Origin of the sequence: uncultured Methanobrevibacter sp. (assembly GCF_947166415.1) — an archaeon.
Lineage (GTDB): Archaea > Methanobacteriota > Methanobacteria > Methanobacteriales > Methanobacteriaceae > Methanocatella.
Genome location: NZ_CAMVEE010000018.1, coordinates 18,226 through 40,800, shown reverse-complemented (window position 1 = coordinate 40,800; position 22,575 = coordinate 18,226). Strand labels below are relative to the sequence as shown.

24 protein-coding genes are annotated in these 22,575 nt (G+C 35.1%); 11 read left to right on the top strand and 13 right to left on the bottom strand.

What is annotated here, in order from left to right:
- The first annotated feature begins 82 nt into the window (after window positions 1-82).
- Complete coding sequence (locus tag Q0W25_RS05425) at window positions 83-721, top strand: hypothetical protein (protein WP_298519857.1); 639 nt, start codon at window positions 83-85, stop codon at window positions 719-721.
- Here the strand turns inward: Q0W25_RS05425 and Q0W25_RS05420 are convergent, their stop codons facing one another.
- Together Q0W25_RS05420 and cas4 are read right to left on the bottom strand one after the other, a co-directional pair.
- On the bottom strand, window positions 722-1,276 hold the full coding sequence (locus Q0W25_RS05420) for a thermonuclease family protein (protein ID WP_298519854.1): 555 nt from the start codon (window positions 1,274-1,276) through the stop codon (window positions 722-724).
- The gene (gene cas4 / locus Q0W25_RS05415; protein ID WP_298519851.1) at window positions 1,203-1,892 is read right to left on the bottom strand and encodes a CRISPR-associated protein Cas4; all 690 of its coding nucleotides are present in this window, start codon (window positions 1,890-1,892) and stop codon (window positions 1,203-1,205) included. The genes Q0W25_RS05420 and cas4 overlap by 74 nt, the downstream gene beginning before the upstream one ends.
- A 300-nt stretch (window positions 1,893-2,192) precedes the next feature.
- Between cas4 and Q0W25_RS05410 the strand changes: the two genes are divergently transcribed.
- Window positions 2,193-3,062: a radical SAM protein gene (locus Q0W25_RS05410; RefSeq protein WP_298519848.1), complete on the top strand. Its 870-nt coding sequence runs from the start codon at window positions 2,193-2,195 to the stop codon at window positions 3,060-3,062.
- Between the two features lie 40 nt (window positions 3,063-3,102).
- The gene (locus Q0W25_RS05405; protein ID WP_298519843.1) at window positions 3,103-4,383 is read left to right on the top strand and encodes a DEAD/DEAH box helicase; all 1,281 of its coding nucleotides are present in this window, start codon (window positions 3,103-3,105) and stop codon (window positions 4,381-4,383) included.
- Here the strand turns inward: Q0W25_RS05405 and Q0W25_RS05400 are convergent, their stop codons facing one another.
- The 6 genes from Q0W25_RS05400 to Q0W25_RS05375 are packed head-to-tail and all read right to left on the bottom strand — an operon-like array spanning window position 4,384 to window position 9,901.
- Complete coding sequence (locus tag Q0W25_RS05400; protein ID WP_297825921.1) at window positions 4,384-5,187, bottom strand: winged helix-turn-helix transcriptional regulator; 804 nt, start codon at window positions 5,185-5,187, stop codon at window positions 4,384-4,386.
- A gap of 57 nt (window positions 5,188-5,244) precedes the next feature.
- The gene (recJ, locus tag Q0W25_RS05395; RefSeq protein ID WP_298519840.1) at window positions 5,245-6,651 is read right to left on the bottom strand and encodes a single-stranded-DNA-specific exonuclease RecJ; all 1,407 of its coding nucleotides are present in this window, start codon (window positions 6,649-6,651) and stop codon (window positions 5,245-5,247) included.
- A 5-nt stretch (window positions 6,652-6,656) separates the two neighbouring features.
- Window positions 6,657-6,926: a signal recognition particle subunit SRP19/SEC65 family protein gene (locus tag Q0W25_RS05390; protein ID WP_298519837.1), complete on the bottom strand. Its 270-nt coding sequence runs from the start codon at window positions 6,924-6,926 to the stop codon at window positions 6,657-6,659.
- 8 nt (window positions 6,927-6,934) lie between these two features.
- Window positions 6,935-8,029 carry a UDP-galactopyranose mutase gene (gene glf / locus Q0W25_RS05385; protein ID WP_297825914.1) on the bottom strand — a complete coding sequence of 365 codons (1,095 nt, stop codon included), beginning with the start codon at window positions 8,027-8,029 and terminating at the stop codon, window positions 6,935-6,937.
- 5 nt (window positions 8,030-8,034) lie between these two features.
- Window positions 8,035-9,138, bottom strand: coding sequence for a glycosyltransferase (locus Q0W25_RS05380; RefSeq protein ID WP_298519833.1), 1,104 nt, complete (start codon window positions 9,136-9,138; stop codon window positions 8,035-8,037).
- Window positions 9,131-9,901: a uroporphyrinogen-III synthase gene (locus tag Q0W25_RS05375; protein ID WP_298519830.1), complete on the bottom strand. Its 771-nt coding sequence runs from the start codon at window positions 9,899-9,901 to the stop codon at window positions 9,131-9,133. The genes Q0W25_RS05380 and Q0W25_RS05375 overlap by 8 nt, the downstream gene beginning before the upstream one ends.
- A 174-nt stretch (window positions 9,902-10,075) precedes the next feature.
- Between Q0W25_RS05375 and Q0W25_RS05370 the strand changes: the two genes are divergently transcribed.
- Together Q0W25_RS05370 and Q0W25_RS05365 are read left to right on the top strand one after the other, a co-directional pair.
- Window positions 10,076-10,537 carry a flavodoxin gene (locus tag Q0W25_RS05370; protein ID WP_297825906.1) on the top strand — a complete coding sequence of 154 codons (462 nt, stop codon included), beginning with the start codon at window positions 10,076-10,078 and terminating at the stop codon, window positions 10,535-10,537.
- A gap of 5 nt (window positions 10,538-10,542) precedes the next feature.
- Window positions 10,543-11,058, top strand: a complete 516-nt coding sequence (locus Q0W25_RS05365) for a flavodoxin family protein (RefSeq protein ID WP_298519827.1) — start codon at window positions 10,543-10,545, stop codon at window positions 11,056-11,058.
- A gap of 31 nt (window positions 11,059-11,089) precedes the next feature.
- Here Q0W25_RS05365 and Q0W25_RS05360 read toward each other — a convergent pair whose 3' ends face one another.
- Together Q0W25_RS05360 and Q0W25_RS05355 are read right to left on the bottom strand one after the other, a co-directional pair.
- Window positions 11,090-12,595 carry a hypothetical protein gene (locus tag Q0W25_RS05360; protein WP_298519824.1) on the bottom strand — a complete coding sequence of 502 codons (1,506 nt, stop codon included), beginning with the start codon at window positions 12,593-12,595 and terminating at the stop codon, window positions 11,090-11,092.
- A gap of 92 nt (window positions 12,596-12,687) precedes the next feature.
- On the bottom strand, window positions 12,688-13,677 hold the full coding sequence (locus Q0W25_RS05355) for an acyltransferase (protein WP_298519821.1): 990 nt from the start codon (window positions 13,675-13,677) through the stop codon (window positions 12,688-12,690).
- Window positions 13,678-13,804: 127 nt separating this feature from the next.
- On the opposite strand from Q0W25_RS05355, the gene Q0W25_RS05350 reads away from it, so the two are divergent.
- Entirely contained in the window at window positions 13,805-14,887 is a 1,083-nt protein-coding gene (locus Q0W25_RS05350) for a phosphorylcholine transferase LicD (protein ID WP_298519818.1), read from the top strand.
- Window positions 14,888-14,897: 10 nt separating this feature from the next.
- Here Q0W25_RS05350 and Q0W25_RS05345 read toward each other — a convergent pair whose 3' ends face one another.
- The 3 genes from Q0W25_RS05345 to Q0W25_RS05335 are packed head-to-tail and all read right to left on the bottom strand — an operon-like array spanning window position 14,898 to window position 17,419.
- On the bottom strand, window positions 14,898-15,596 hold the full coding sequence (locus Q0W25_RS05345; RefSeq protein ID WP_298519814.1) for a 2-C-methyl-D-erythritol 4-phosphate cytidylyltransferase: 699 nt from the start codon (window positions 15,594-15,596) through the stop codon (window positions 14,898-14,900).
- Window positions 15,597-16,565, bottom strand: coding sequence for an NAD(P)H-dependent glycerol-3-phosphate dehydrogenase (locus Q0W25_RS05340; protein WP_298519811.1), 969 nt, complete (start codon window positions 16,563-16,565; stop codon window positions 15,597-15,599).
- A 20-nt stretch (window positions 16,566-16,585) separates the two neighbouring features.
- The gene (locus Q0W25_RS05335) at window positions 16,586-17,419 is read right to left on the bottom strand and encodes a phosphorylcholine transferase LicD (protein WP_298519808.1); all 834 of its coding nucleotides are present in this window, start codon (window positions 17,417-17,419) and stop codon (window positions 16,586-16,588) included.
- 125 nt (window positions 17,420-17,544) lie between these two features.
- Here Q0W25_RS05335 and aepX point away from each other — a divergent pair, with 125 nt between their 5' ends.
- The 5 genes from aepX to Q0W25_RS05310 are packed head-to-tail and all read left to right on the top strand — an operon-like array spanning window position 17,545 to window position 22,570.
- Window positions 17,545-18,852, top strand: coding sequence for a phosphoenolpyruvate mutase (gene aepX / locus Q0W25_RS05330; RefSeq protein ID WP_298519805.1), 1,308 nt, complete (start codon window positions 17,545-17,547; stop codon window positions 18,850-18,852).
- 7 nt (window positions 18,853-18,859) lie between these two features.
- On the top strand, window positions 18,860-19,591 hold the full coding sequence (locus Q0W25_RS05325; protein WP_298519803.1) for a metallophosphoesterase: 732 nt from the start codon (window positions 18,860-18,862) through the stop codon (window positions 19,589-19,591).
- 11 nt (window positions 19,592-19,602) lie between these two features.
- Window positions 19,603-20,613: an NAD(P)-dependent oxidoreductase gene (locus Q0W25_RS05320; protein ID WP_298519799.1), complete on the top strand. Its 1,011-nt coding sequence runs from the start codon at window positions 19,603-19,605 to the stop codon at window positions 20,611-20,613.
- 2 nt (window positions 20,614-20,615) lie between these two features.
- Window positions 20,616-21,389 (top strand): DUF6564 domain-containing protein, encoded by a 774-nt coding sequence (locus tag Q0W25_RS05315; protein ID WP_298519796.1) that lies wholly within the window; start codon window positions 20,616-20,618, stop codon window positions 21,387-21,389.
- Window positions 21,389-22,570 carry a saccharopine dehydrogenase NADP-binding domain-containing protein gene (locus Q0W25_RS05310; protein WP_298519793.1) on the top strand — a complete coding sequence of 394 codons (1,182 nt, stop codon included), beginning with the start codon at window positions 21,389-21,391 and terminating at the stop codon, window positions 22,568-22,570. The genes Q0W25_RS05315 and Q0W25_RS05310 overlap by 1 nt, the downstream gene beginning before the upstream one ends.
- The last annotated feature ends 5 nt before the right edge of the window (window positions 22,571-22,575 follow it).

Below are 22,575 nucleotides of genomic sequence, written 5' to 3'. Positions count from 1 at the left end.
GGATTTTTTCAGATTTCACTAGAACAGTTGTTATCGATGAGCTTAGATAAGCTCTCTTCTTTTTTTATTTTTTTAAGATATTATGATTAAAAAGGTTCAGGTTTTGTGGTATTTGAATAAGGAAGATTTGGAAAACTATTGCATCGACTTTAAGGAATACAAATCACATAAGCTTGAAGGATATGAAATTTGTGACGTCGATGAAGACCTTATTTTTGATTTGTGTGATGTTGACTGCGACAGGATAGAGTCTGTCGGCTATTTTAAAAACAAAAAGGAAATTGAAAATCACATCACTGATTTCATTACAAACAATGAATATGAGCTTAGTCTGGATTCCCCCGAACTCAAGGCTAAAATCGACAATGCAATAGAATCCATAGAATTTGATGGTGAAGATTATTATATTTCAATAGGTTCAGGAATCGGATGCGAGGATAATAAGGTTGCAAGCTGGTTTGATGCTCTTAAAAAGGAATATAAAACAGCAACCAAGAATAATCTTTGGGTTTTGGCAGTAACAGGCTATGACCCTTATGACCTGTCCCTGACAGGAAAGACACTGTCATTCATTTTAGCGGATATTTTAAATCTGAACGAATCATCACTGGATAATCTTATTCCAAATAAAGGCAGAATCACTCCAGAAGAATGGAATGATATACTTGATAAGGTTTATAAGAAAAATAAGATATATCTTGGATTGAACAGAGTTGTTTAATCAGATTTCTCCTTTTTCAAATTCGCTTGGTGGTATGTACAGCTCCTTTGCAAGTCCGTTGTTTAAAAGTTCTCTGTTAATGTCTTCGCTGTCAGTGTAGACAATGGCCAATGTCCGTCCGTATTTGTCGGCAGGTTCCTTATCATCAATATCAAGATAAACGGTTTTTCCACGGCAGTGGTCTTCAACAAACTTCTTTGCATCATCATATCCTGATTCGCCTTTTTCTGGAGTGTCGACTTGAACCAGACGGACGTCTCCAATACCGTACACCCAAATTGTATCTCCGTCAATAACCCTCAGGCATTCGCCTGATGATTCGTATTTGACCGTTTCTGTCAGGTTTGTTTTTGAATCTTTGATTTCCAATGTTCCGGAATCATTTGATATGCTCTCGGAGCTGCCTGTAAGTGAGTTGATTAGGCCGAGGCCTGCACTCACGACAATGATTGCAAGTAATATTATTGATATTTTTTTCCTATTAATTTTTATAATGATCACAGTAGCGTTTGTATCTGCATGATCTGCATTTGTTTGGGTTTTTGGTTGGAACAAACGGCCTGGACCCTTCAAGCAAACCGTGCATCCTGTTTATAGTGAATTCGATTTGTTTTTCAACGTCTTCTGTAAATATTTCAATCCAGAACAGATTGTTAGTTCCTCTTTCTCTCAATGCCGCTTTGATTGGCCTTTCATCATTTGTCATGTCCTTGAATGCAAGGCAATATGCCCTAACCTGGTTCATTGTTGAAAAGTAGGGGGTGCGTCCTGGCTTGTCATCGATAATCACGATTTCTTCAGGTGTCATCCAGATTTCGTCAATGTATCCTCTTATTCCGTATTTGGGAGAGATTACAAAGCATTCCCTGGACATGCTTGCTTCGCTTTTTGATACTTCAACGGCCTCTTCAAATGTTGAGGGTGTGGCATCCTGCTTGAAGATGGTTTCAAGCTGGTTGTGGATGTCGCTTCCATGGGTCATTTCCGGTGTGGCTGGTGTTTCTATGCCTTTCATATACTCGAGATATATCTGGTATTCGCAGTATCCCTGTTGATTCAGCCAGCTTATCTGGAAATTGTTTTTCCCATCAATAATCTGAACGCCCTTTATGTTTGGGTGGTCTTTAGTTTCATATTCCTTTTCAAATCCAGTAATGTTCTTTTGCTGCATAATCTATTGTCTGTTATTTTTAGTATAATTATTTATCTTCGGATATTGTCTAGACGGATTCATTCTCATGTGGGGGAAAGTTACAGATCATGCTTAAATCAATTTTGCGGTCAATATATTCGATACTAACTTCATCTGCCATATCAAATATTGTGCATAACTCTATTCTATTTGAATGGCTAATGTTATAGGGAATGTTTTAATAAGTGGATGGGTATGGCATGCCACATTTTCTCATTTGAGCTTTGTTTTCAATGTATTTTAGAAATCTTTAAAAGACTTCAGAGCCAACTTTAATGCATGCACTATGTTAATTCCAAAAGCATCCTGTCCGCCAAAAACGGGATGAATCTCTATAGGGGCTGTACCCATGGCTGCATATACTGCGATTCAAGAAGCGATGTATATAACATGAATCACAAGTTTGAAGACATAGAAGTCAAGGCCAACAGCCTGGAACTGCTTAAAAAGGCATTGAAATCCCGGCGCAAAAAGGCAATGATAGGAACCGGAGCGATGTGCGACCCTTATATTCCTTTGGAAAAGGACTTGAAGTATCTTCACAAGTCTTTGGAACTGATATGCAAATACGGTTTTGGATTTACCTGCATCACCAAGTCAGATTTGATTTTAAGGGACCTTGATTTGCTCAAAAAGATAAATGAAAAGACAAAAGTTGTTGTTCAGATGACCTTGACAACTGCAGATGATGATTTGTGCCGCATTCTGGAGCCTAATGTCTGCACCACAAAAAGGCGTGTTGAAGTCCTGAATATCCTAAAAGAGGAAGGAATCCCCACAGTTGTCTGGCTGTGCCCAATTTTGCCATACATCAATGATACGGAGGAAAACATCACAAGCATCCTTGACATGTGCATTGATGCAGATGTTAAAGGCATATTGTGCTTTGGAATGGGCCTTACGCTTAGGGATGGCAACAGGCAGTATTTCTATAAAAAGTTAGATGAGCATTTTCCGGGTTTGAAGGACAAATACATTAAAAAGTATGGGAACAGCTATTCAATTCCAAGTCCGAACAATGACAGATTAATGGAGGTATTCTACAAAAAGACCAATTCAAACAATATCCTGAATGGAGTCGAGGACATTTTTGAATATCTCAACGATTTTCCGGTTAAGGATAATACCCAACAGAGCACCTTATTTTAATGAATATTCTTAAATATCTTGTTTTTTATATATTTAAATAATGAATTTTGATGATTTTAACATTTCAGATAATATTAAAAAGGCCATAAAGGAGATGGGCTTTGAAAAGACAACACCTATTCAGGAAATGGCGATACCTGCCGCATTGAAAGGCCAGGACATCATTGGCCAGGCTCAAACAGGTTCCGGCAAAACAGTCGCATTTGTAATTCCGATACTTGAAAAGGTTTTCATTCCCGACAGGTCCCCTCAGGCTATCATTTTATGCCCTACAAGGGAGCTATGCATTCAGGTAGCCGGTGAAATAGAAAAGGTAGGTTCCAATATAAAGAAACTGAAGGTATTGGCGGTTTATGGGGGCCAACCTATTGGAAAACAGCTACGGGTTCTGAATAAGGGTGTCCACATTGTTGTTGGAACACCTGGCCGTGTCATTGATCACATTGAAAGGGGATCCCTTGATTTGATTGGTATCGAAAGCGTTGTTTTGGATGAAGCTGATGAAATGTTGGACATGGGCTTCAGGGAAGATATAGAACGGATTTTAAGGAACACTCCCCACCAAAGGCAGACTTTGCTTTTCTCTGCCACAATGCCTGATGAAATTAAAAGAATTGCTAAAATGTATCAGAAGAAACCTAAGTTCATAAAAATAGCTTCCACAAAGAAAACCATTCCGAAAATAACTCAATATTCCTTTAAAACAGATGAAAAGCATAAGGTCGAAGACATGGCTCGTTTGATTGATGCGTATGATGTGAAGCTGTCATTAATTTTCTGCAATACCAAAAAGAGGGTTGATTATGTTGTAAGGCAATTGAAGAGCAGAGGATATAAGGCAGATGCGCTTCATGGGGACATGACTCAGAAGGTCCGTTACAAGGTGATGAACAAGTTTCGAAACGGCAACATCAGCATTCTGGTTGCAACTGATGTGGCGGCCCGTGGAATCGATGTGGATAATATAAGTGTTGTAATCAATTTCGATGTTCCGCAAAACCCCGAATATTATATTCACAGGATTGGAAGAACAGCGAGGGCTGGAAACAAAGGTTATGCATTTACTTTAGTGTCCAGCTATGATGCACCTTATCTGGTCAACATCAAAAAGAACTATAAAGTTAAGATTACTCAAAAAAGCATTCCCACGCTAAGGGAAGTTGAAGACATTAAGAATAAGCTTGTTTTGGATGAGGTTAAAAGCATAATCAGAAATGAGGATTTGGATGATTATATTAAGGTAATCAGGAAAAATTCATCTTCCGGTGAGGATTGTGTGGAAATGGCTGCGGCGTTATTAAAGATGGTAAGGCAAAATTAGTTATTTTGCCCCGTCAATGATATTAAATTTGATTTTTTCGTTTTCAAGTTCACGGATGAATGCTTTGCTCATGTCACCAACGCAGATTGCAATAACATTCAATCCTTTACGTGCAGCATTAGCGGTTGCTTGTGGAGCTGCAAATTCAATGTCGATTGGAATGTCAAGGATGCTTGTTACGGCACGTGCGACAGTTCCGGCAACAGCGACTTTATCTATTTTTTCACCGCTGTTTGTCCCATTTTCAAAGATATGCTTGATTAAGTCTAAATCACAGGCTTTGGATCCTCCGTCTTTAATGGTCGGAACGTTAATGACTGTAACTTCACCAACACTCATATCAATAATTCCGGTAAGATTAGTCAATGACACGTCAGTTCCTGCTTTTGCTGAATCAAGAACGACACCTGTTGCGGCCTCTTCTTTTTTATGAGCATATAATACTCCATTATCCATAAAAAGACCAACGATGTCTTCTTTTTCTAAGTCTTCTTTAGCTATTGCAGGCCAGATGGTTTTGTAATGGTTCATGGTTTCCAAAACAGAATCGCTGTATTTTCTTAAACTGATTGCATCCCTTTTTACTTTATCGATACCTGCTTGGGTAATTTTATAAGGTGATCTTCCATCTTTAGAGGTTATATAACCTAACTCGATTAAGGTTTTGATGTTTTCAGAAACAGCCTGAATAGTAATTCCTAATTTTTTAGCCAAATCTTTTTGTTTGAGATGAGGGTCTTGTTTTGAAATTTCACTAAGAATTTGAAAATGTGTAAGTGCCCCTCTCTTTTTAAATGCCTTCATATTCATTCCTCAATTATACTTGATTAATTAGTATTATTATCTTTATAGTATATATACTTAATTTGTAAGTTTATTATTCAATTTGTTATTGAACAGTTCAAGAAATTCATTCTTTTTGTCTATAGGTATATAAGCACCGCATGCCATTGCGTGTCCTCCGCCAGTACCTCCAACTTTAGAGGCAATCTCGCGTATTATATTTCCAAAATGAATTCCATCATATGAAAGCAATCTAGAACATCTAAGGGATATTTTAAGACCTTTGTCATCAGTTTGTGTAAATCCAATAATTGGTTTTTTCCAATTGCAGCTTCCAAGTATCATGCCGGTTACAGTTCCAACTATTTCGGGTTTGATTCCAGTTCCGTCGAAGTATTGAAGATTTTCCAATTCAATTATATTTGTATTTTCATCCTCTGTAACCTTTGATATTGCTTGAGCTAAATTGCGTCTATGTTCAAGACTTACCGCTTCAAGTTGATCAAACGCTTCAATCCTGTCGCCCTTGAGAACTTCCATTGCAATTTCTTCCTGATGGTTTCTTCCACATGCATTCATTGCTGTTGAAAATTCTGAGCCGTCCCTTAAAAAGCTTGTTTCATCTTCCTTCATGAAAGTATATGAGTCTCCAATGATTAATCGTGGAATGTATTGAACATATCTTCCAGGCACTACTTTTGATATCATTTCGTTGAGCTTTTGGTATAGCTTTCCTTTTTCTTCCATTGTGAGCTGATTTAAAGTTTTTCTGTTGTTTTTTTCATCAATACCTAGCTCCTCTAAAACGGCCATTGTTTCTGTGGTATTGTTTGTAATCGGCAGCTTCACGTCACTGAAATAGGAAAGGGCTACAAACAGTGGTCGTGTATTCCTTCCGTAAATGTTGATGTCGCTTTTGGTAAGTTTCAGATAACCTCCGTCGATTGCGTCCTGCTGGATGATTTCGTTCAGGCCTTCAAAATGACCTGATTTTGTATTTTGCATGTCTCCAATAGCTGACAGGACTCCAATCCAACTTAAATCAGTGTATCCGAATTCCTTTGCTAGAAAATAGCATAATCCTCCACCGCAGACATAGTAAGACCCGTCAATTCCATGGTGCATGGGATTGATTTCAAGATAAGTGTAATCCTTGTCGTTTTTATAATCGAGGTCCCTTAACGGAGGGTGGTGGTCCAGAATGATTATCTTTTGACCTTTCTTTGCGTTTGTATCAATTCTTTGGCCTGAACCTAAATCTGAAAATATTGTAAGTTCATGGTCAAGTTCAATGTCGTCCAGAACATCCAAGTTAACAAATTCTATTTCATGAGGTTTTTCTTGTCTGTCTAAGATGGTTGATAGTATTGCGCCTGAACAGATTCCGTCGCAGTCAATGTGGGAATATATTTTGATGTCCTTTGAGTTTTCTATAATCCCTTTGGCTTCGAGGTACTGCTCATGCATTAATTGTGGCATTTCCATAGTAATCAGTTTTTAAATTCCTTTATCTTTAAGCTAATTTCTTTAATCAATTCGAGTTTTGTTCCTTCCCATTCAACGAGAATCCTTCCTGATTTTTCATACCATTTTCCAGGATATTTGGCTTCTTTTTGAAGGGAATACTTTAAGTTTAATCTTTTAAGCGCTTTTTCTATGTCATTAATTGAAGGGTCGGATACTGCATATTCCTTTGCAATTTTACGACCTTGAGAAAGGCTTAGATTTTTGTTTAAATATTGTGGCCAGACTGTAATCATATAAACACCTATTTGATTTCATTTTCAAAAATTTCCAATGCATCTTTCACAACCAGGTCCATATTGTAGTATTTGTATTTGGCTAGTCTGCCTGCAAAGATTACATTTTCCTCTTTTTTCATTTCACTTTCGTATAGTTTGAATTTATCTAAATACTCTTGAGTTGGATACGGATAGCATTTTTCGCCATTGAATCCAGGATATTCCTTCATGATTGCTGTTTTTCCATCCACTTTCTGATGGGTCAGCTTTTTGAATTCGGTTATCCTTGTAAAGTAAGGATGGTTCGGATAGTTGACGACACCAACTTCCTGATATGAATCCTGGTCCAGAATTTCATATACGAAATTCAGGCATCTGTATAGCAATTCTCCGTATTTGTAATTGTAGAAGTAATCGATTGGACCTGTGTAGATTAATTTCTCATAGTTGATCCTGTCGATATAATCCTTATAGTCGGAATTGAGTCCAACATGAATCTTGTCGGATTTGATCATGTTCTCACACATTTTGGTAAATCCTTCCTTCGGCATTCCTTGGTAGGTGTCTGCGAAGTATCTTGTGTCATGATTGAACCTGAACGGGATTCTTGAAATTACGCTTGGGCTCAGGTTGGCCGCTGATGTTCCCCATTGCTTTTCTGTGTAATTTTTAAACAGCTTCTCGTAAATGTCACGGCCAGCATTCTTTAAAACGACGTCTTCTGAAGATTTCACCTCATCAATGTCTTCCTTATGCTCGTCAATCCATTCCTTCATGGAATTTTCATCCAAATCAAGGCCGTACAATGCATTTAATGTGTCGATGCAGATAGGCATAGGCACTAGCTTGCCGTCAACGCAGCTCAATACCTTATGTTCGTAATCAATCCATTCGGTAAACTGTGACAGGTAATCGTGGACCTTCTTTTCATTTGTATGGTAGATGTGAGGTCCGTATTTTTGAATTAGGATGCCGTCCTGATAAAAGTCATAGACGTTTCCTCCGATGTGGTTACGCTTTTCGATAATCAGAACCTCTTCATCAAGTTCTGTTGCAATCCTTTCAGCTATTGTCAAACCGGAAAGGCCTGCTCCAACAATTACATATTTATAATCAGCCATAATCCTTACTCCTTTGAAGTGTATATTGAAGATTCGATTGCTGTTGTCATTGAACTCAAAAGCATTTTGGTTTTCATGTCAGGCTGGTGAATCTTTTTAAGCCTGTTGACTTTTTTAAGCAATAATCTGTTTTCTTCCTTTGTAAATGGAGAGTTTTTCCATGTATGCATCCAGTGAAGCAGGTGAGGATTTAGTGAAACTATCTGAACCTCTTTAGAAAATCCTTCTGTACACTTTCTGCAGTAAATGTAGGACTCCATAAGTTCATCGAGAAGCCTTACGTTAACGGTATTTGTAATGGACTTGTCTTCAGGCAAGTCGCGTATGTAATAGTCATAACTGATGAAATTATTCAGGTATACGATTCCTTTAGCATTCAAAAGCCCTTCCAGGGTGAATGCCATGTCGTCTCCGGAAACGAATGGTTGGAAACGGATATTGTTGTCCATTATCAACTCTCTTTTGTAGATTTTACACCATACGGAAGGCTGCATTTTCAATAGGTCAGGTTCCTGTTCGATGTTGTCGACATGAATGACATCTATCGGCTTGTCACGGGGATAGGTAACTTCAAGGGTCTTTCCGTAAACCACCCTTTCCACAACGTTGTCCCATATTACGTCAGGGATGTCCAGGAAGTTTGCGCTTTCAAATGTTTCATCGGGATATGCGCTTTCCAAGTCATCCATATAAGGGGAGTATGACTTTTGAACGTATCCTCCGTATTCGAATATCCTTCTGAATCTGCCGAATGCAAGCTGTGCATCATACTTTTTGGCAGCGTTGTATAATGTTTCACATGCATCTGGGGTGTATCTGTCATCAGGATCCAGAAACATTATGTAATCTCCTGTCGATGCTTCAATACCTGTGTTGCGGGGAGTATGTGCTCCTCCACTGTTGGTTTCGTGATGTATTGCACGGCAGCAATCATATTTTTCAGCATATTCGTCGATGATTTTGTCGGATCCGTCTGTAGAACAGTCGTTGACCATAATGATTTCTAGATTTTCATTTCCGATTGTCTGGTTTATAAGAGAGTCTATACCTCCTCTTAAATGAGGTCCAACATTAAAAATTGGTAAAATAATGCTTATTTTATCATCCATTGTTTTCTCTCCATGTCTTGAATAATAATTCCATCATGTCTGGAACGGTGTAAGTGTCAGGATAAATGTAGGCAATATCATATTTTTCCAAAACCTTTGCGGTGATTGGGCCAATGCAAACGGTCAAGAGGTTATCGTTTAACAATTGTGCAAGTTTGGCTTTATCGTCAGCTATCTTGAAGAAGTTTTCAACTGTAAGGGGGCTTGTAAAGGTGATTGCATCAATTTCCTTGTTTTCGATTTTTTGAATCAGGTCTTGAACTGCCTTTTCATCCATTGGGAACAGGGATTTGTATGCTTCAGCCAATATTACAGTATTTCCAAGCTTTTCCAATTCTTCAGGTAAAACGGGTCTTGCAGAAGCTGTTCTAGGAATTCCTATGGTTTTTCCAGTGATTTCACGTTTTTTAAACTCTTCGATAAGGCCTTCAGCAGTAAAGTCTTCAGGCATCAAATCAACAGTTAATCCATTTTTTTCAGCTAGTTTTCCGGTCTTATTTCCAATGACTGCCAATTTGCAGTTGAGGCTTTTAATAAAATCCGGATAGAATTTATTCAGGGAAACTATTGTGGTTGGAGATGTAAATACAATCCAGTCAAGTTCATCCTTTTTTGACACTAGCTCCTTTAGGGATTCGCTGTTCACTGGCTGCAGGTCAAGGGTAGGTGCAAGGATTGCACTTCCTCCCAGGTTTTCCACAATCTCACAAGCCTTTTTTGCCCTATCTTTTGGCCTTGTAATTGCAACAACAGGTTTTGACATTTTATATTACCTTCATTAATTTATAATGTTATATATTTTGTTTTCATTGGTTTATATTATTTGTTAATTTGATTTATTTTTTAAAATTGATTTTAATCGGAATTTCTCAAATTAATTGTTGCGAATATAAACAATTATATAATAAAAATGCCATATTTTTAACTGGTGATAATAATGAGTAATGTTTTGGTTACATATTTTTCAGCTAGCGGCGTTACAAAAGGAGTGGCCGAAAAAATAGCTGACGAAAACGATTATGATATTTTTGAAATAGTTCCAACAGAAATCTACACTTCAGAAGACTTGGATTATACCAACAAAGACTCCAGGTCCACTATTGAAATGAACGACAAGGAATTCAGACCTCCTATAGTCGAATCATGTGATGTAAGCTCATATGATACTGTAGTCATCGGTTTTCCGGTATGGTGGTATACAGCACCTACAATCATCAACACCTTCATTGAAAGCGTTGATTTAAGCGGAAAAACAATCAAGGTGTTCTGCACATCAGGAGGATCTGGTGTTGATAAATGTGTAAGCGACTTGCAGGACACATACCCTGAACTCAATTTCGCAAAAGGAATGAGGTTCAGAGGAGATGTCTCAAAGGCAAAAGAATGGATTGAGGGATAGGTAATATGTCAAAAAAGGTAATTGTAATTAGCTCTTCACCTAGAATCGGTGGAAATTCCGACACTTTATGCGATGAATTTGTAAGAGGAGCATTGGATGCTGACAATGCAGCTGTAAAGTACAATCTGGAAAATATCAGATTCCACTCATGCAAGGCATGCATGAAGTGCAAAACTCCTGAAATGAAATGTTTCCAGGAAGACGGGCTTGAAGAGGTCCTCGACAAGATGATGGAAGCTGACGTGATTGTATATGCAACTCCGATTTACTATTATTCCATGTGTGGAACCCTAAAAAGATTCTTTGACAGATGCTATCCGATATTCAACCAATTAGAAGATAAAGATTACTATATCATAACTTCTGCAGGTTCTTCAAACGGAAACGCATTGACAGGAATCAGGGATTTCATTAGCTTTTCAAAAAATCCAACAGAAAAGGCTGTATTTACAGTAATTGGAGATGCAAAATCCCAACCTGAATTGTTAAAAGAAGTATATGGAGCAGGATTTGACTGCTAAAAATAAAAAATTAGGAAAGAATTAATCTTTCCTATCCTTTAAAAGGATTTGAACTGTTGTATTTTTGACCATTCACTGTTATTGAATAGTCACCGTATTCAATATTTCCGGAAACGCTTAGGCTTGAGACTGTACTGTCACCGGTTAAAGTCCAGGTTGAATCGTCAGCCACATTTACTGTAGCATTGCCTGTAGAATTGATTGCACCTTTGAATTCGGTGTTTTTCATTGTCCAGTTGAGTGAACTGATTGAATCAACAGTAACGTTTCCATCTATTTTTTCGTTATTTGTGTTTAATTCAGCTTTTCCACCGTTGGAACCGTTTGTTCCCCATTGGTTCTGGCTTGAAACTTCAAGGAAGGTTCCGCTTCCAAAGCTCATTTCGGTATTTTCCAAGTTGATTACACAAGCTGTGTTGGTTACATGGAACATTGGAGCCTGTGAATAGACTGATGAGTCTTCAGGAATAGCTAACTTTGAGTTTTTGGCTGTAAAGAGGGATGTTCCGACATCTGCATCTCCACTCATGCTTTGATAGATGAACACTCCACCTAAATCAACGTATGCATCACCGTCTTTTCTGTTACCTTCTGCGTAACCTTTCAAGTCACAATTGGTAAGTTCGATTGAGTTTTTACCTTCAATACAGGCTATTTGTGATACGTAGGATGTACCTTTTGAGTTTTCAAGGGTAATGTTTCCGGTTGAATAAATTAATGGTGAGCCTCTTCCGCTTGATTTGCTTACTCCAGTGTTGATATCTGAATTTTTAACGTGTACCTGTCCGTCTCCCCTGTCTGTTGCTAGTGCAGCACAGCTTTGACCGTCGGTATTGATTATCACGTTTTCAGCATTGATCAGGCCATTGTAGGTAGCATCCAATCCTCTTGATTTGTCGGAATGGGTTGTGATTTTCACGTTTTTGATGTTTGCTTCGGTTGTTCCTGAAACGGTGGTTTCACCAGGTCCTCCGCCGTTTCCACCAGAGGCTTGTCCACCTTCACCTGAACCTTCAAGCATTTCAGGAGGCTGTCCTCCTTCTCCTCCGCCGTTGCCTGTAGCTTCTGGAGGTTGTCCTCCCTCGCCACCTTGAGCATCTCCGGAAGAGCTGTTTCCTGAAGATTCGGCATTGGTTACAAAGATACCGTTTGATCCTTTGGAGTTTGTATTGATTTCAACGTTTGAAATGTCCAAAGTTCCGTTGGTGTTAACTAAAACAGCGGAATTTACTCCATAAAAATCAGCATCATCGCCGCTTGTGGCAGTATCACCTGTTTTGTTTAAAATGGAATCGGCTAATTTCAATGCACCACCATTCTTAACGAGAATTGCATTGGTGTCTGCTGCGGCAGTATGATATAATCCTTTATTTTCATCTAAACTTTTAGAGTCAACAACAAGGTTTCCCCTATCTTCCAGCGCATTGGCGTCAACGCTAACCTCTGTGGCGCCGGATGAACCATTATTTGTGAATGCAAACAATGCAGCAAAGATAATAAGGACTGCAATAATTGCAAGTATTAGCTTTTTTTTCATAAAAGTAATAACTCGCAAGTAATATTTAAAACTATGTACAATACACTATACAAATTTTAAAAATTATTTGACTGCAATCATTAGGATTTATTTCAAATCAGACCCCCTGAAACTTTCTTCAGGTATGGGATTTTGCTCATTACGTAAACAGGCAGCCATGACAGGAACACTGTCAATATGAGGAATACCGGAACCATCAAATCGGAATGAGGGTTGTATGCGGTAATCCATTTAAGAACGATAACATGTGAGAAATACATTCCGTAGCTGCATACGCTGATTGAGGTAATTCCATCTTTGATTTTTGAATTGATTGAATTCAGGCCGTCAAAGTGTTTAGCGAACATGAACATTCCGCTTGCTAAAAATACCATTGGGACATTAAGATAAGTTATTGTCAATGTTGAAAGGTTGGTATGATATGTAAATATGACATAGGCAATCATGGATATTACGGTAACTGCAAGTGCAATTAGTGAGACTTTCCTATTTGAAAGTGAAAATTCTCTGGTGTTGAGATAATATCCCAAAATCGGATAGCCGACATATCCTGCAAACAGGTTTAAATCGAAAAACGGCCATAGCGGATATGAGTGGAAAGTGTTCAGGATAATTGTTATAAACCAGATTACGAGGAAATATTTCAGACCCTCATCGCCATGGTCCTTGATGAATGACCTGATGAGTGGAATGAAGAGATAAATTCCGATTAAAGTCCAGAAGTACCAGGTAACTGACTGGTTACCTATGAATATGTTCCAGAGGTATTTGCTGTTTCCACCGTATAAATGGATTGTTAAAAGTATCAGAATCATCCAAAATATGAACGGATAAATGATTCTGGCAAATCTCTTTTTTAGAAATGTTTTCAAATCATAGTCTTTGGTTAAAAGAAGAGCACCGCTGATCATTAAAAAGATAGGAACGCCCATCCTTCCAATATCATGTATTGTAAGTTGGAATATTTTTTCTGCCAGTGTAGTTGCAGGGCCGAAGAAAATCATGATATGGCAGATAATAACTGCAATGATTGCAAAAGCCCTCAGGAAATCGTAGTAAAATATTCTTTCTTTGGTTTTCATTATTACTATTTTGATTTATCTTTAAATATATATTATTGGATTTTCATAAGAAAATTTAACAATTAAAAAGAAAATAATTATTAATGCCTTTAAAAATAAGTTATATTTCATTTGATAGGGGAATATTATGAATTTTGATGAATTGTATTATAAATTACCAAAAAAAATTCGTTATTCAGAAAATTTTATAATTTTTTGTAAGAAATTAGTTAAAACATTACACATGGAAAAAAAACCAGCATCAACATCTCGTTATACTGTAAATTATTTGTTTAAATCATCTGATATAAAAATTGAGGGTACTTTAAGAAATATACAATTATTATATGTTGAATTATTGAGGTTTATTGATAATATTTGTAATAAATATAACTTGGAATATTTTTTAGCTTATGGGACTTTATTAGGTGCAATTCGTCATGAGGGATTTATTCCATGGGATGATGATTGCGATATTATAATGATGAGAAAAGATTATGATAAATTAATTGAAGTATTACCATATGAAATTAATAATCACATTATTTTAAAAGAAAATATTGGTTTGACAAAATTACTTACTTTTAAAGAGAACTATTTTGAAAGTGTTAAAACTCTTTATGACGAAGATTTGGGGCATGATGTTTATTTTTATGATTATAATAAGGCACCGGGTAAATTAACGGATATTGATAATCCTTTTTTACCTAGAATATGTAAATCATTATTTTTACAAATCGGCTGGTTAAAACCTATGGTTAGATTAGATATTTTTCCCCATGATTTTATTAAAGAAGATTCTGTAAATCATTATAAAAAATATTATAGTGCTAGTAAAATTTTATTCAGAAATTCTTTTGCTGAAAATGATTTTAATTTTGATAAAGAATTTAATGTGCGTTTTGATAAATTAGGTTTAACTTTAGATGAAACAAACTTCATTGGTGAAGGTATTGATGCATCTGATGATGATTTAGGAGTATATGATAAAAATATATTTTTCCCGGTTAAAACTCAAAAATTTGAAGGATACTATTTGAAATGCCCAAATAAATCTGAAGAATTACTTAAAAGATGGTATGGTGAAAATTATATGGATATTCCTATTAATCTTGAAATGCATGGCTATTCAGAATACAATTCTAGTTTTTTCAAATCTAATGAAGAAATGAAAAATGCTTTTGAAAATGCTATTTATGAATTAAAAAAAATTAATGATGAATTTAAATAAGAGTAATTATTTAATTCTCTTTTAAATATGCTTCAGCAATTTTTAAATCAATATTTCTGGTAATCTTGAAATTTGATGATTCCCCTTCAAACAATTTCACATCTCCATCTCTTAAAAAGAAGAGCATCATCGCTTCATCTAATTTAGCAATCTCATCTTCAGTCAAATCTTTATAAATTTCTAGAAATTTATTAATTTTGAAACTTTGGGGAGTTTGTGAATGCACTAGATTTTCACGAAGTGGAATATCGGTTAATTTTCCTTCTTTTTTGCTTTCAAATATCACATCAATTGCAGGAATCACAGGACTTGCTGCGTCATGATTTATCACATTTACAATACTTTTTTCAATTAAAGCAGGGCTTGCGAATATTCTAGCAGCATCATGGGTTATCAAAATCGGATCTTCATCATTAAAATTAGATTTGACGTAATCAATGGAATTTAATATAGTATCATTTCTGGTTTTTCCACCTTGAATAACAACTATTCTGGAATTGTTTTCAAAATATTTTTCAACTAATTCCTTTGTAGTATCAATGTATTCTTTAGGGGATGAAACAATAATCTTATCAATTTCTTCAACTTCTAAAAAGTTTCCTATTGAATGAGCAAGAATTGGTTTATCACCAACAATTTCAAACTGTTTTGGCTTATTTAACCCCATTCTAGTTCCAATTCCACCTGCAAGCATTGCTGCAAATATCATTCATAACCCATCCCAAAACTTATTAAATGCCAATTTTGGATTATTTTTCTCCACAATTACATCATAAACAAAATCCGCGGTTAGACTTTTAATGTTGTTCTTTTCACAAAGGTTTTTCAATATAACTGCAGTATTTTTCCCTTCGAATAATATTCCGGAAGATTGCTCATCGATGACGATTCCTTGTCCGTATAATACTCCTAGGGTATGATTTCTACTTACTGATAGGGTAGATGCAGTGATGATATCTCCGAATCCACAGTAATCATCGACAGTATCTCTTTTTCCACCCAATTTTTCTATAATTTCTTTTGTTTCAGAATAACTTTTGGTAAATAAAGCAAATCTCGCATTATCGTTAATGTCCAAGCCTTCACATATTCCTTGGCTGATTGCAAGAATATTTTTGAGGATTCCACAATATTCAGTTCCAACAACATCTGTATTGGCGTTTACTTTGAATTTTTTAGTTTCTAATGCTTTTTTAACTTTTTTCAGGTAGTTTTCATCAGAACATGCGATAGTTGTTGCGGTGGATAAATTTTTAGCCATTTCAGAAGCAATGTTTGGCCCGGATAATGCAACAGCGGGTCTTTCGATAATTTCTTCTATCACTTCAGTCATACGCTTATTTGTTTTAGATTCCATTCCTTTTGCAGTTGTAACTACTATACATTCTTCTGATATTATTTCTTTTAATTCAGAAGTTACTTCACGAACAGTAGAGGATGGAATGCATAAAAAAACAATGTCCACTTCATTTAATTTACTGAAATCGTTTATGCCTATTATATTCTCTTTTAATTTTAGATTAGGATAATATTGTGAATTGTAATGTTTAGTGTTAATTTCTTCAGAAACTTCTTTTTTCCTAGCATATAAGAATAATTTATTTGCATTTTCAGCTATTGATTGGGAAATCGCAGTTCCCATAGCACCTGCACCGACAACACCAATATTTAATGTCATTTTTTCACCTATTATTTTATTTAGTACTCTCCAAAATCAATTTCATCAGGAGCTGGACGGAATCTAGATTCTTCAGGTGGCAACTCCATGTAGTTTCCATATGTTCTTGTTAGAACTTTATCATAATTATTTGGGATGTTCACTTCAATATCTTCAAATTTTGCTTTTTTAGCAGGTAACCAATCTTTTTTATCGTATACTGGCATTTGACATATCGCTGGAAAATCACAAACCTGCTCACAATCTTCATTTTTGTATTTTTCATATGTTTCCACACATTTTCTTTTAATAGTTGACGGTTTTGTTGGTAGTATTTTTAATAGATAATATATGGATTGTTGGAAAATCTTTTTTAAAGTAGAAAAATTATCATATTTGAGATAAGCATACATTGTCAACTGATTAAGGATGAAACTTGTTTTCATATGGAAAAATCTTTTAATTCTGTTGTTGGGAATATTGTCTAAAATAAATATGTCAATGAATATGTTTGGAGTGTAATCTACCTGATCGCCCCACCATTCTTTGAAAAGGGTGTTCTTTAAGGTTAATCTTGCCCAGGTATAATGATATGTTTCTTCATTTAAAACATTGATAAAATTATATTTTTCATCTAAATTGTTCTTTAAAATTTCATTTAGCTTATCATACTCTTTTCTAAACATGATTACATCAATGTCATCGTCCCATGGTATGAATCCTTTATGTCTGATAGTTCCAAGCAAACTACCCCCATAAATAAAATAAGTTAAATCATTTTCTTCACAAATTTCAAGGAAATATTTGAAGATTTTCATTTGAACTTGTTGTAAATGTTTCAATGTTTCATCATCATATCTTTTTGATTTAAACATAGTTTTTTCCCATTAATTATTTTATTAAGTTATTTTTATTTTTGTGTTGGAAATTTTTAAATATTTCTTTTTTTAAAACTTATAATATACTATATTATGTAATTTTAATAATTAAAGGTAATTTTATGAAAGCTGATAATCCGATTGTATATACTTGTTTTTGTACTGATGTAATCCATGAAGGACATCTTAATTTAATCAATGAAGCTAAAAAATATGGTGATGTCGTCGTTGGAGTTCTTTGTGATTCAGAAATGGTAAAATATAATAGATTCCCATTAAAAACAACCAAAGAACGTATGGATTTAGTTAAAGAAATCCCTGATGTTAAAGAGGTCATTGTTCAATATAAAATAATGTATGATGATGTTGTTCGTGAACTTAAACCAGATTACATTATTCATGGAAACAACTGGTCCGAAGATTCTATGAAAGTCATCAGGAAAAATATCGTTGACAATCTTGATAAATACGGTGGAGAGCTAATAGAAGTTCCTTATACTTTCAATGAAAAGATTCAAAAAATTGATAGGCAAATGAAAGAGCAGCTTTCAATGCCGGAACTTAGGAGGGGAAGGTTAAGAAAGTTATTGGATATGATTCCTATTGTTAAAACAATTGAGGTTCACAGCGGATTAACAGGTTTAATCGCTGAAAAAACTGTTGTTGCCGATGAAAATCATATTGACCAATTTGATGCAATGTGGATATCAAGTTTATGTGACAGTACTGAAAAAGGAAAGCCTGATATTGAATTAGTTGATATGACTTCTAGATTCAGGACAATCAACGATATCATGGAAGTTACAACCAAACCGATTATTTTTGATGGAGATACAGGGGGTATTGCAGAACATTTTGTTTACACTGTCAGATCCCTTGAAAGAATGGGAGTTTCAGCAGTAATTATCGAAGATAAAGTGGGATTAAAGAAAAATTCATTATTCGGTACTGAAGTGGAACAAACTCAGGATGATATTGAACATTTCTGTGAAAAAATCGCTGCAGGCAAAAACGCCCAATTATCTGATGATTTCATGATTATAGCAAGAATTGAAAGTTTAATTCTTGAACAAGGTATGGAAGATGCACTTAAAAGGGCATTCGCGTTTAGGGATGCAGGTGCTGATGGAATAATGATTCACAGCAGAAGAAAAGAACCTGATGAAATATTGGAATTCTGCGATAAGTTCAGAGCTGAAGATAAAGAAACTCCAATTGTTGTAGTGCCATCTTCATTTAATACTATCACTGAAGAGGAACTTATTCAACATGGCGTCAATATTGTGATTTATGCAAATCAATTGTTAAGGGCAGCATTCCCGGCAATGCAAAATGCCGCAAAAAGCATATTGAAATATCACAGAGCACATGAAATTGATGAAGAATTATTGTCCATTAAAGATATTATTACATTAATCGATGAATTATAGTGGTTAAATGTCAAAATATGCGATTTTATCAGATATTCATGGAAATCTATTTGCTTTGGAAGAGGTAATTGGTGATATAGATAATAATGAAATTTCCTCTTTAATTCTTTTAGGTGACTTAATAGATTATGGTATGCAATCAAATGAAGTGGTTGAATACATTGAGAAGAATTTATCTTCTAAAATAATATGTAATATCTGGGGGAATCATGAAAGAGCTATTTTAACCGAAGATTTTAATTTCTTTTCCTCTGAAAGGGGAGTGGAATCTGCAAAATTTACATTTTCCCAGTTGAATGATAATTCTAGGAATTATTTGAATAATGAATTAGATCATGAAGGGAAATATGAATTTGATTTGGACGGAAAAAAGGTATTGGCCATACATGGTTCATTGAATGACAATTATTGGAAGGCGATTTTTCCGGATAATCTCAATGGGGATTACAGGGATTATGATATTGTTTTATCAGGCCATTCTCATTATCCTCATGTTTTTCAAAAGTTTTATGAAGTTGATAATCCTGAAATGAGAAACAAAAAATCAGTTTTATTTATTAATCCAGGTTCTGTGGGACAGCCTAGAAACCATAATCCAAATGCACAATATGCAATTTTGGACACAGATCTGATGAACGTTGAATTGAGGGCTGTCAAATATCCAAAATATGATGCTATGGATTTATTTGATGGCAGTGTTGATGATTTTTATAGAAAACGATTAGAAAATGGTATTTAAAGGGGATTTATATGAAAATATTGTATATTATTAGTGGTGTAACAGGAATGACTGGTAACGAGTTGGTTCGCCAGCTTTTAAATCAGGACCAAGACGAAGTATATGTAATAGGTTTTGATAATTTTTATGCTTCATCAATCGATACAGTAAAGGATTGTTTGGATGATGAACGCTTTGAGTTCCATGAATATGATTTAAACAAGAAAGAGCAAATGGATGCTATCAAATCATTAGTTTTAAGCCTTAAAGAGGATTTTGATGAAGTCATTTACATTAATTGTGCAGCTGTCGTTCACACAGAACACTTTTACAATGTTTATGAGACTTATGAAACCAATGTAGTCAGTATGAATGATTTTTTAACTCAAGCTATTGAAGTTGGAGCTGAAAAATACATTAACTGTTCCACTTCTGAAATCTATTCCATGAATTCCTGGAATGAGGATGGGGGAGTAAAAGAATCTGATTACATTACTATGGCCGATGCAGAACATAGCCAAAGAACAAGTTACGCCACCGGAAAACTTTTAACTGAATTTTTCATGAAGGATGCGGTGGATAACGGTAAAATCAAAGGCTGTTCCATCCGTTTTGCTAATGTTTACAGTAAAAACGAAAAATTGCCGAAACATATCATTCCACATATTATTAACAGTTTCATAAATGATGGTGAAGTGACTTTATTGGAAAACTCCAAAAAGAACTGCAGGACTTTCCTACATAATTATGATAGCTGCAGTGCTGTATTGGCATTGGCTAAAACAGATTCAGCATTGGACGGTACAATTTATAATGTTGCAACCGATGAGGAGATATCAATCATTGATTTAACAAAATTGATTGCTAAAAAAATGGGCATTGATGAGCCTGTCATCAAATTTGAAGGTTATCGTGAATCTGATCCTGAGAGAAGATTATTATCAACTGAAAAAATTAGAACAAGAACTAATTGGAAGCCAATAATGGATTTGGATAAAGGATTAGATGAATGTGTTGAAAATTACACTAATTCAGGTGAATAAATTTGAAAATCGTAATCATTACTGTAGCAGGAGTTTCTAGCAGGTTTAATGAAGGAATCCCCGAAGAAGAAAAAATCTTGAAATGCTTATATTATGAAGAAAACCCTGAAGATACTCTAATTTACAAGATGGTTAAAAAATCCGATTTCGCAGATAGAATCGTGATTGTTGGCGGATACAAATACCAAGATTTAATCAGCTATATCGACGAACATATTCCTCAGAATTTACAAGAAAAGATTTTACTCATTGAAAATGATCATTTCAGTGATTTGAGTTCTGGTTATAGCTTGTATCTTGGAATTAATGTGTCATTCAACAGTTTCGGCGATATTGATGAAATCCTTTTTGTTGAAGGAGACTTGGATATTGATGATGACTCATTCTCAAATGTGGTAAATTCAAATAAAAATGTTTTAACATATAATTTTAATCCAATTTATTCAAATAAGGCTGTTGTTTTATATCAAAATGAAAATGATGAGTACCATTATCTATTCAGCACCAGCCATGGCATGTTAAGTATTGGTGAACCATTCAAAGCTATTTTCAATTCAGGTCAAGTTTGGAAATTTAAAGACATGAATCTACTCAAAATCGCAAATGACAACTTTAAGGAAAATCTCATTGAAGACACTAACTTAGGAATAATACAAAAATATTTTGATTTGTTGGATGATGACTCTGATGTTGATATTATTGGATTGAAGCATTGGGTAAACTGCAATACTCGTGAAGATTATAAACTTATTAAAAATTATTGGAGTGGAGAATAATGAAAACTTTAGATGAAAGATTAAAAATAGTTGAAAAACATGTAAAAGATGATGAAATTACAATAATGATAATTGGTTTAGGTAGCGTAGGTACCTATTTATTAGATTTTTTAGTCAGTAAAAATGACCCTGCAATAAAATTAGTTGTTGTTGGAAGAAATGCTGAAAAAATGCAATCTGATGTAAATATCGTAAGAGTTGCAGGACTTATCCGTGAAGTTAACAAATCACAGATTATCGTTGAATCTGGAGTGGATTTAAATGATATTGATTCCATTGAAAAAGCAATATCAAAATATAATCCTGATTTCATTGTCAATTCCAGTAGGGCTTATCCTGGCCTTAAATATGGAAGCATATCCTGGAATAATGTTAGAGCATATGGAATCTGGACTCCATTATCAATCAAATTCACTAAAAATATTATGGAAGCCTGTGACAAAGCAGACACTAACGCAGTTGTCATTAACACTTCCTATTCTGATGCGGTCATTCCTTGGCTTAAAAGCGCAGGAAAAGCATATCCTGATTTCGGAAGCGGAAACTTGAATCACTTGATTCCAAGAATGAAATTTGCTGTAGCGGATATGTTAGGCGTTGATGATTTTTGGAATGTCGATTTTAATTTTGCAGCAGCACATTTCCATGATGTTTGCATAAGTAAAGAAGGTCAAACTGAAGGTGTGGAGTTACCTCTTAAAGTCTACTATAAAGGTGAAGAGAAAGACCTTCCTCATGATGATATTTTCAAAGCATGTTCCATCAGTATGCCTGTTGACCAAAAAAGAAACATGATGAATGCTTCAAGTAATTATCGTATTATTAGTGCAGTCATTGATGCAATCCGTACTGGTGAAGACCAAAAAGTATTCTCTCCAGGAGTATTCGGCAACATCGGAGGATATCCTGTAATTTTCGGATATAAGGATGATGAAATTTCATCATGGATTGATGAATCAGTGTTCTCCTTTGAGGAAATGGATAAGGCAAACCGCGAATCATTGGCTTTAGATGGTGTGGAAGACATTAAAGATGCTACATTAATTTATACAGATGACTTAATCAGAAAAGTAAAAGAAGCTTTTGGAGAAGACCTTCCTAAAGAAGTTAAATACGACGACATTGAAAAAACTGCAGACTTTTTAATTGAAAAAATTATTACTCCACAATTAAATAAATAAGGAAT

What these genes read in the sequence shown, in the direction of transcription:
- Q0W25_RS05425 (WP_298519857.1), top strand. Translation starts at nt 83, where the DNA reads ATGATTAAAAAGGTTCAGGTTTTGTGGTATTTGAATAAGGAAGATTTG.
- cas4 (WP_298519851.1), bottom strand. Translation starts at nt 1,892, where the DNA reads ATGCAGCAAAAGAACATTACTGGATTTGAAAAGGAATATGAAACTAAA.
- Q0W25_RS05410 (WP_298519848.1), top strand. Translation starts at nt 2,193, where the DNA reads ATGCACTATGTTAATTCCAAAAGCATCCTGTCCGCCAAAAACGGGATG.
- Q0W25_RS05405 (WP_298519843.1), top strand. Translation starts at nt 3,103, where the DNA reads ATGAATTTTGATGATTTTAACATTTCAGATAATATTAAAAAGGCCATA.
- Q0W25_RS05400 (WP_297825921.1), bottom strand. Translation starts at nt 5,187, where the DNA reads ATGAAGGCATTTAAAAAGAGAGGGGCACTTACACATTTTCAAATTCTT.
- recJ (WP_298519840.1), bottom strand. Translation starts at nt 6,651, where the DNA reads ATGGAAATGCCACAATTAATGCATGAGCAGTACCTCGAAGCCAAAGGG.
- Q0W25_RS05390 (WP_298519837.1), bottom strand. Translation starts at nt 6,926, where the DNA reads ATGATTACAGTCTGGCCACAATATTTAAACAAAAATCTAAGCCTTTCT.
- glf (WP_297825914.1), bottom strand. Translation starts at nt 8,029, where the DNA reads ATGGCTGATTATAAATATGTAATTGTTGGAGCAGGCCTTTCCGGTTTG.
- Q0W25_RS05380 (WP_298519833.1), bottom strand. Translation starts at nt 9,138, where the DNA reads ATGGATGATAAAATAAGCATTATTTTACCAATTTTTAATGTTGGACCT.
- Q0W25_RS05375 (WP_298519830.1), bottom strand. Translation starts at nt 9,901, where the DNA reads ATGTCAAAACCTGTTGTTGCAATTACAAGGCCAAAAGATAGGGCAAAA.
- Q0W25_RS05370 (WP_297825906.1), top strand. Translation starts at nt 10,076, where the DNA reads ATGAGTAATGTTTTGGTTACATATTTTTCAGCTAGCGGCGTTACAAAA.
- Q0W25_RS05365 (WP_298519827.1), top strand. Translation starts at nt 10,543, where the DNA reads ATGTCAAAAAAGGTAATTGTAATTAGCTCTTCACCTAGAATCGGTGGA.
- Q0W25_RS05360 (WP_298519824.1), bottom strand. Translation starts at nt 12,595, where the DNA reads ATGAAAAAAAAGCTAATACTTGCAATTATTGCAGTCCTTATTATCTTT.
- Q0W25_RS05355 (WP_298519821.1), bottom strand. Translation starts at nt 13,677, where the DNA reads ATGAAAACCAAAGAAAGAATATTTTACTACGATTTCCTGAGGGCTTTT.
- Q0W25_RS05350 (WP_298519818.1), top strand. Translation starts at nt 13,805, where the DNA reads ATGAATTTTGATGAATTGTATTATAAATTACCAAAAAAAATTCGTTAT.
- Q0W25_RS05345 (WP_298519814.1), bottom strand. Translation starts at nt 15,596, where the DNA reads ATGATATTTGCAGCAATGCTTGCAGGTGGAATTGGAACTAGAATGGGG.
- Q0W25_RS05340 (WP_298519811.1), bottom strand. Translation starts at nt 16,565, where the DNA reads ATGACATTAAATATTGGTGTTGTCGGTGCAGGTGCTATGGGAACTGCG.
- Q0W25_RS05335 (WP_298519808.1), bottom strand. Translation starts at nt 17,419, where the DNA reads ATGTTTAAATCAAAAAGATATGATGATGAAACATTGAAACATTTACAA.
- aepX (WP_298519805.1), top strand. Translation starts at nt 17,545, where the DNA reads ATGAAAGCTGATAATCCGATTGTATATACTTGTTTTTGTACTGATGTA.
- Q0W25_RS05325 (WP_298519803.1), top strand. Translation starts at nt 18,860, where the DNA reads ATGTCAAAATATGCGATTTTATCAGATATTCATGGAAATCTATTTGCT.
- Q0W25_RS05320 (WP_298519799.1), top strand. Translation starts at nt 19,603, where the DNA reads ATGAAAATATTGTATATTATTAGTGGTGTAACAGGAATGACTGGTAAC.
- Q0W25_RS05310 (WP_298519793.1), top strand. Translation starts at nt 21,389, where the DNA reads ATGAAAACTTTAGATGAAAGATTAAAAATAGTTGAAAAACATGTAAAA.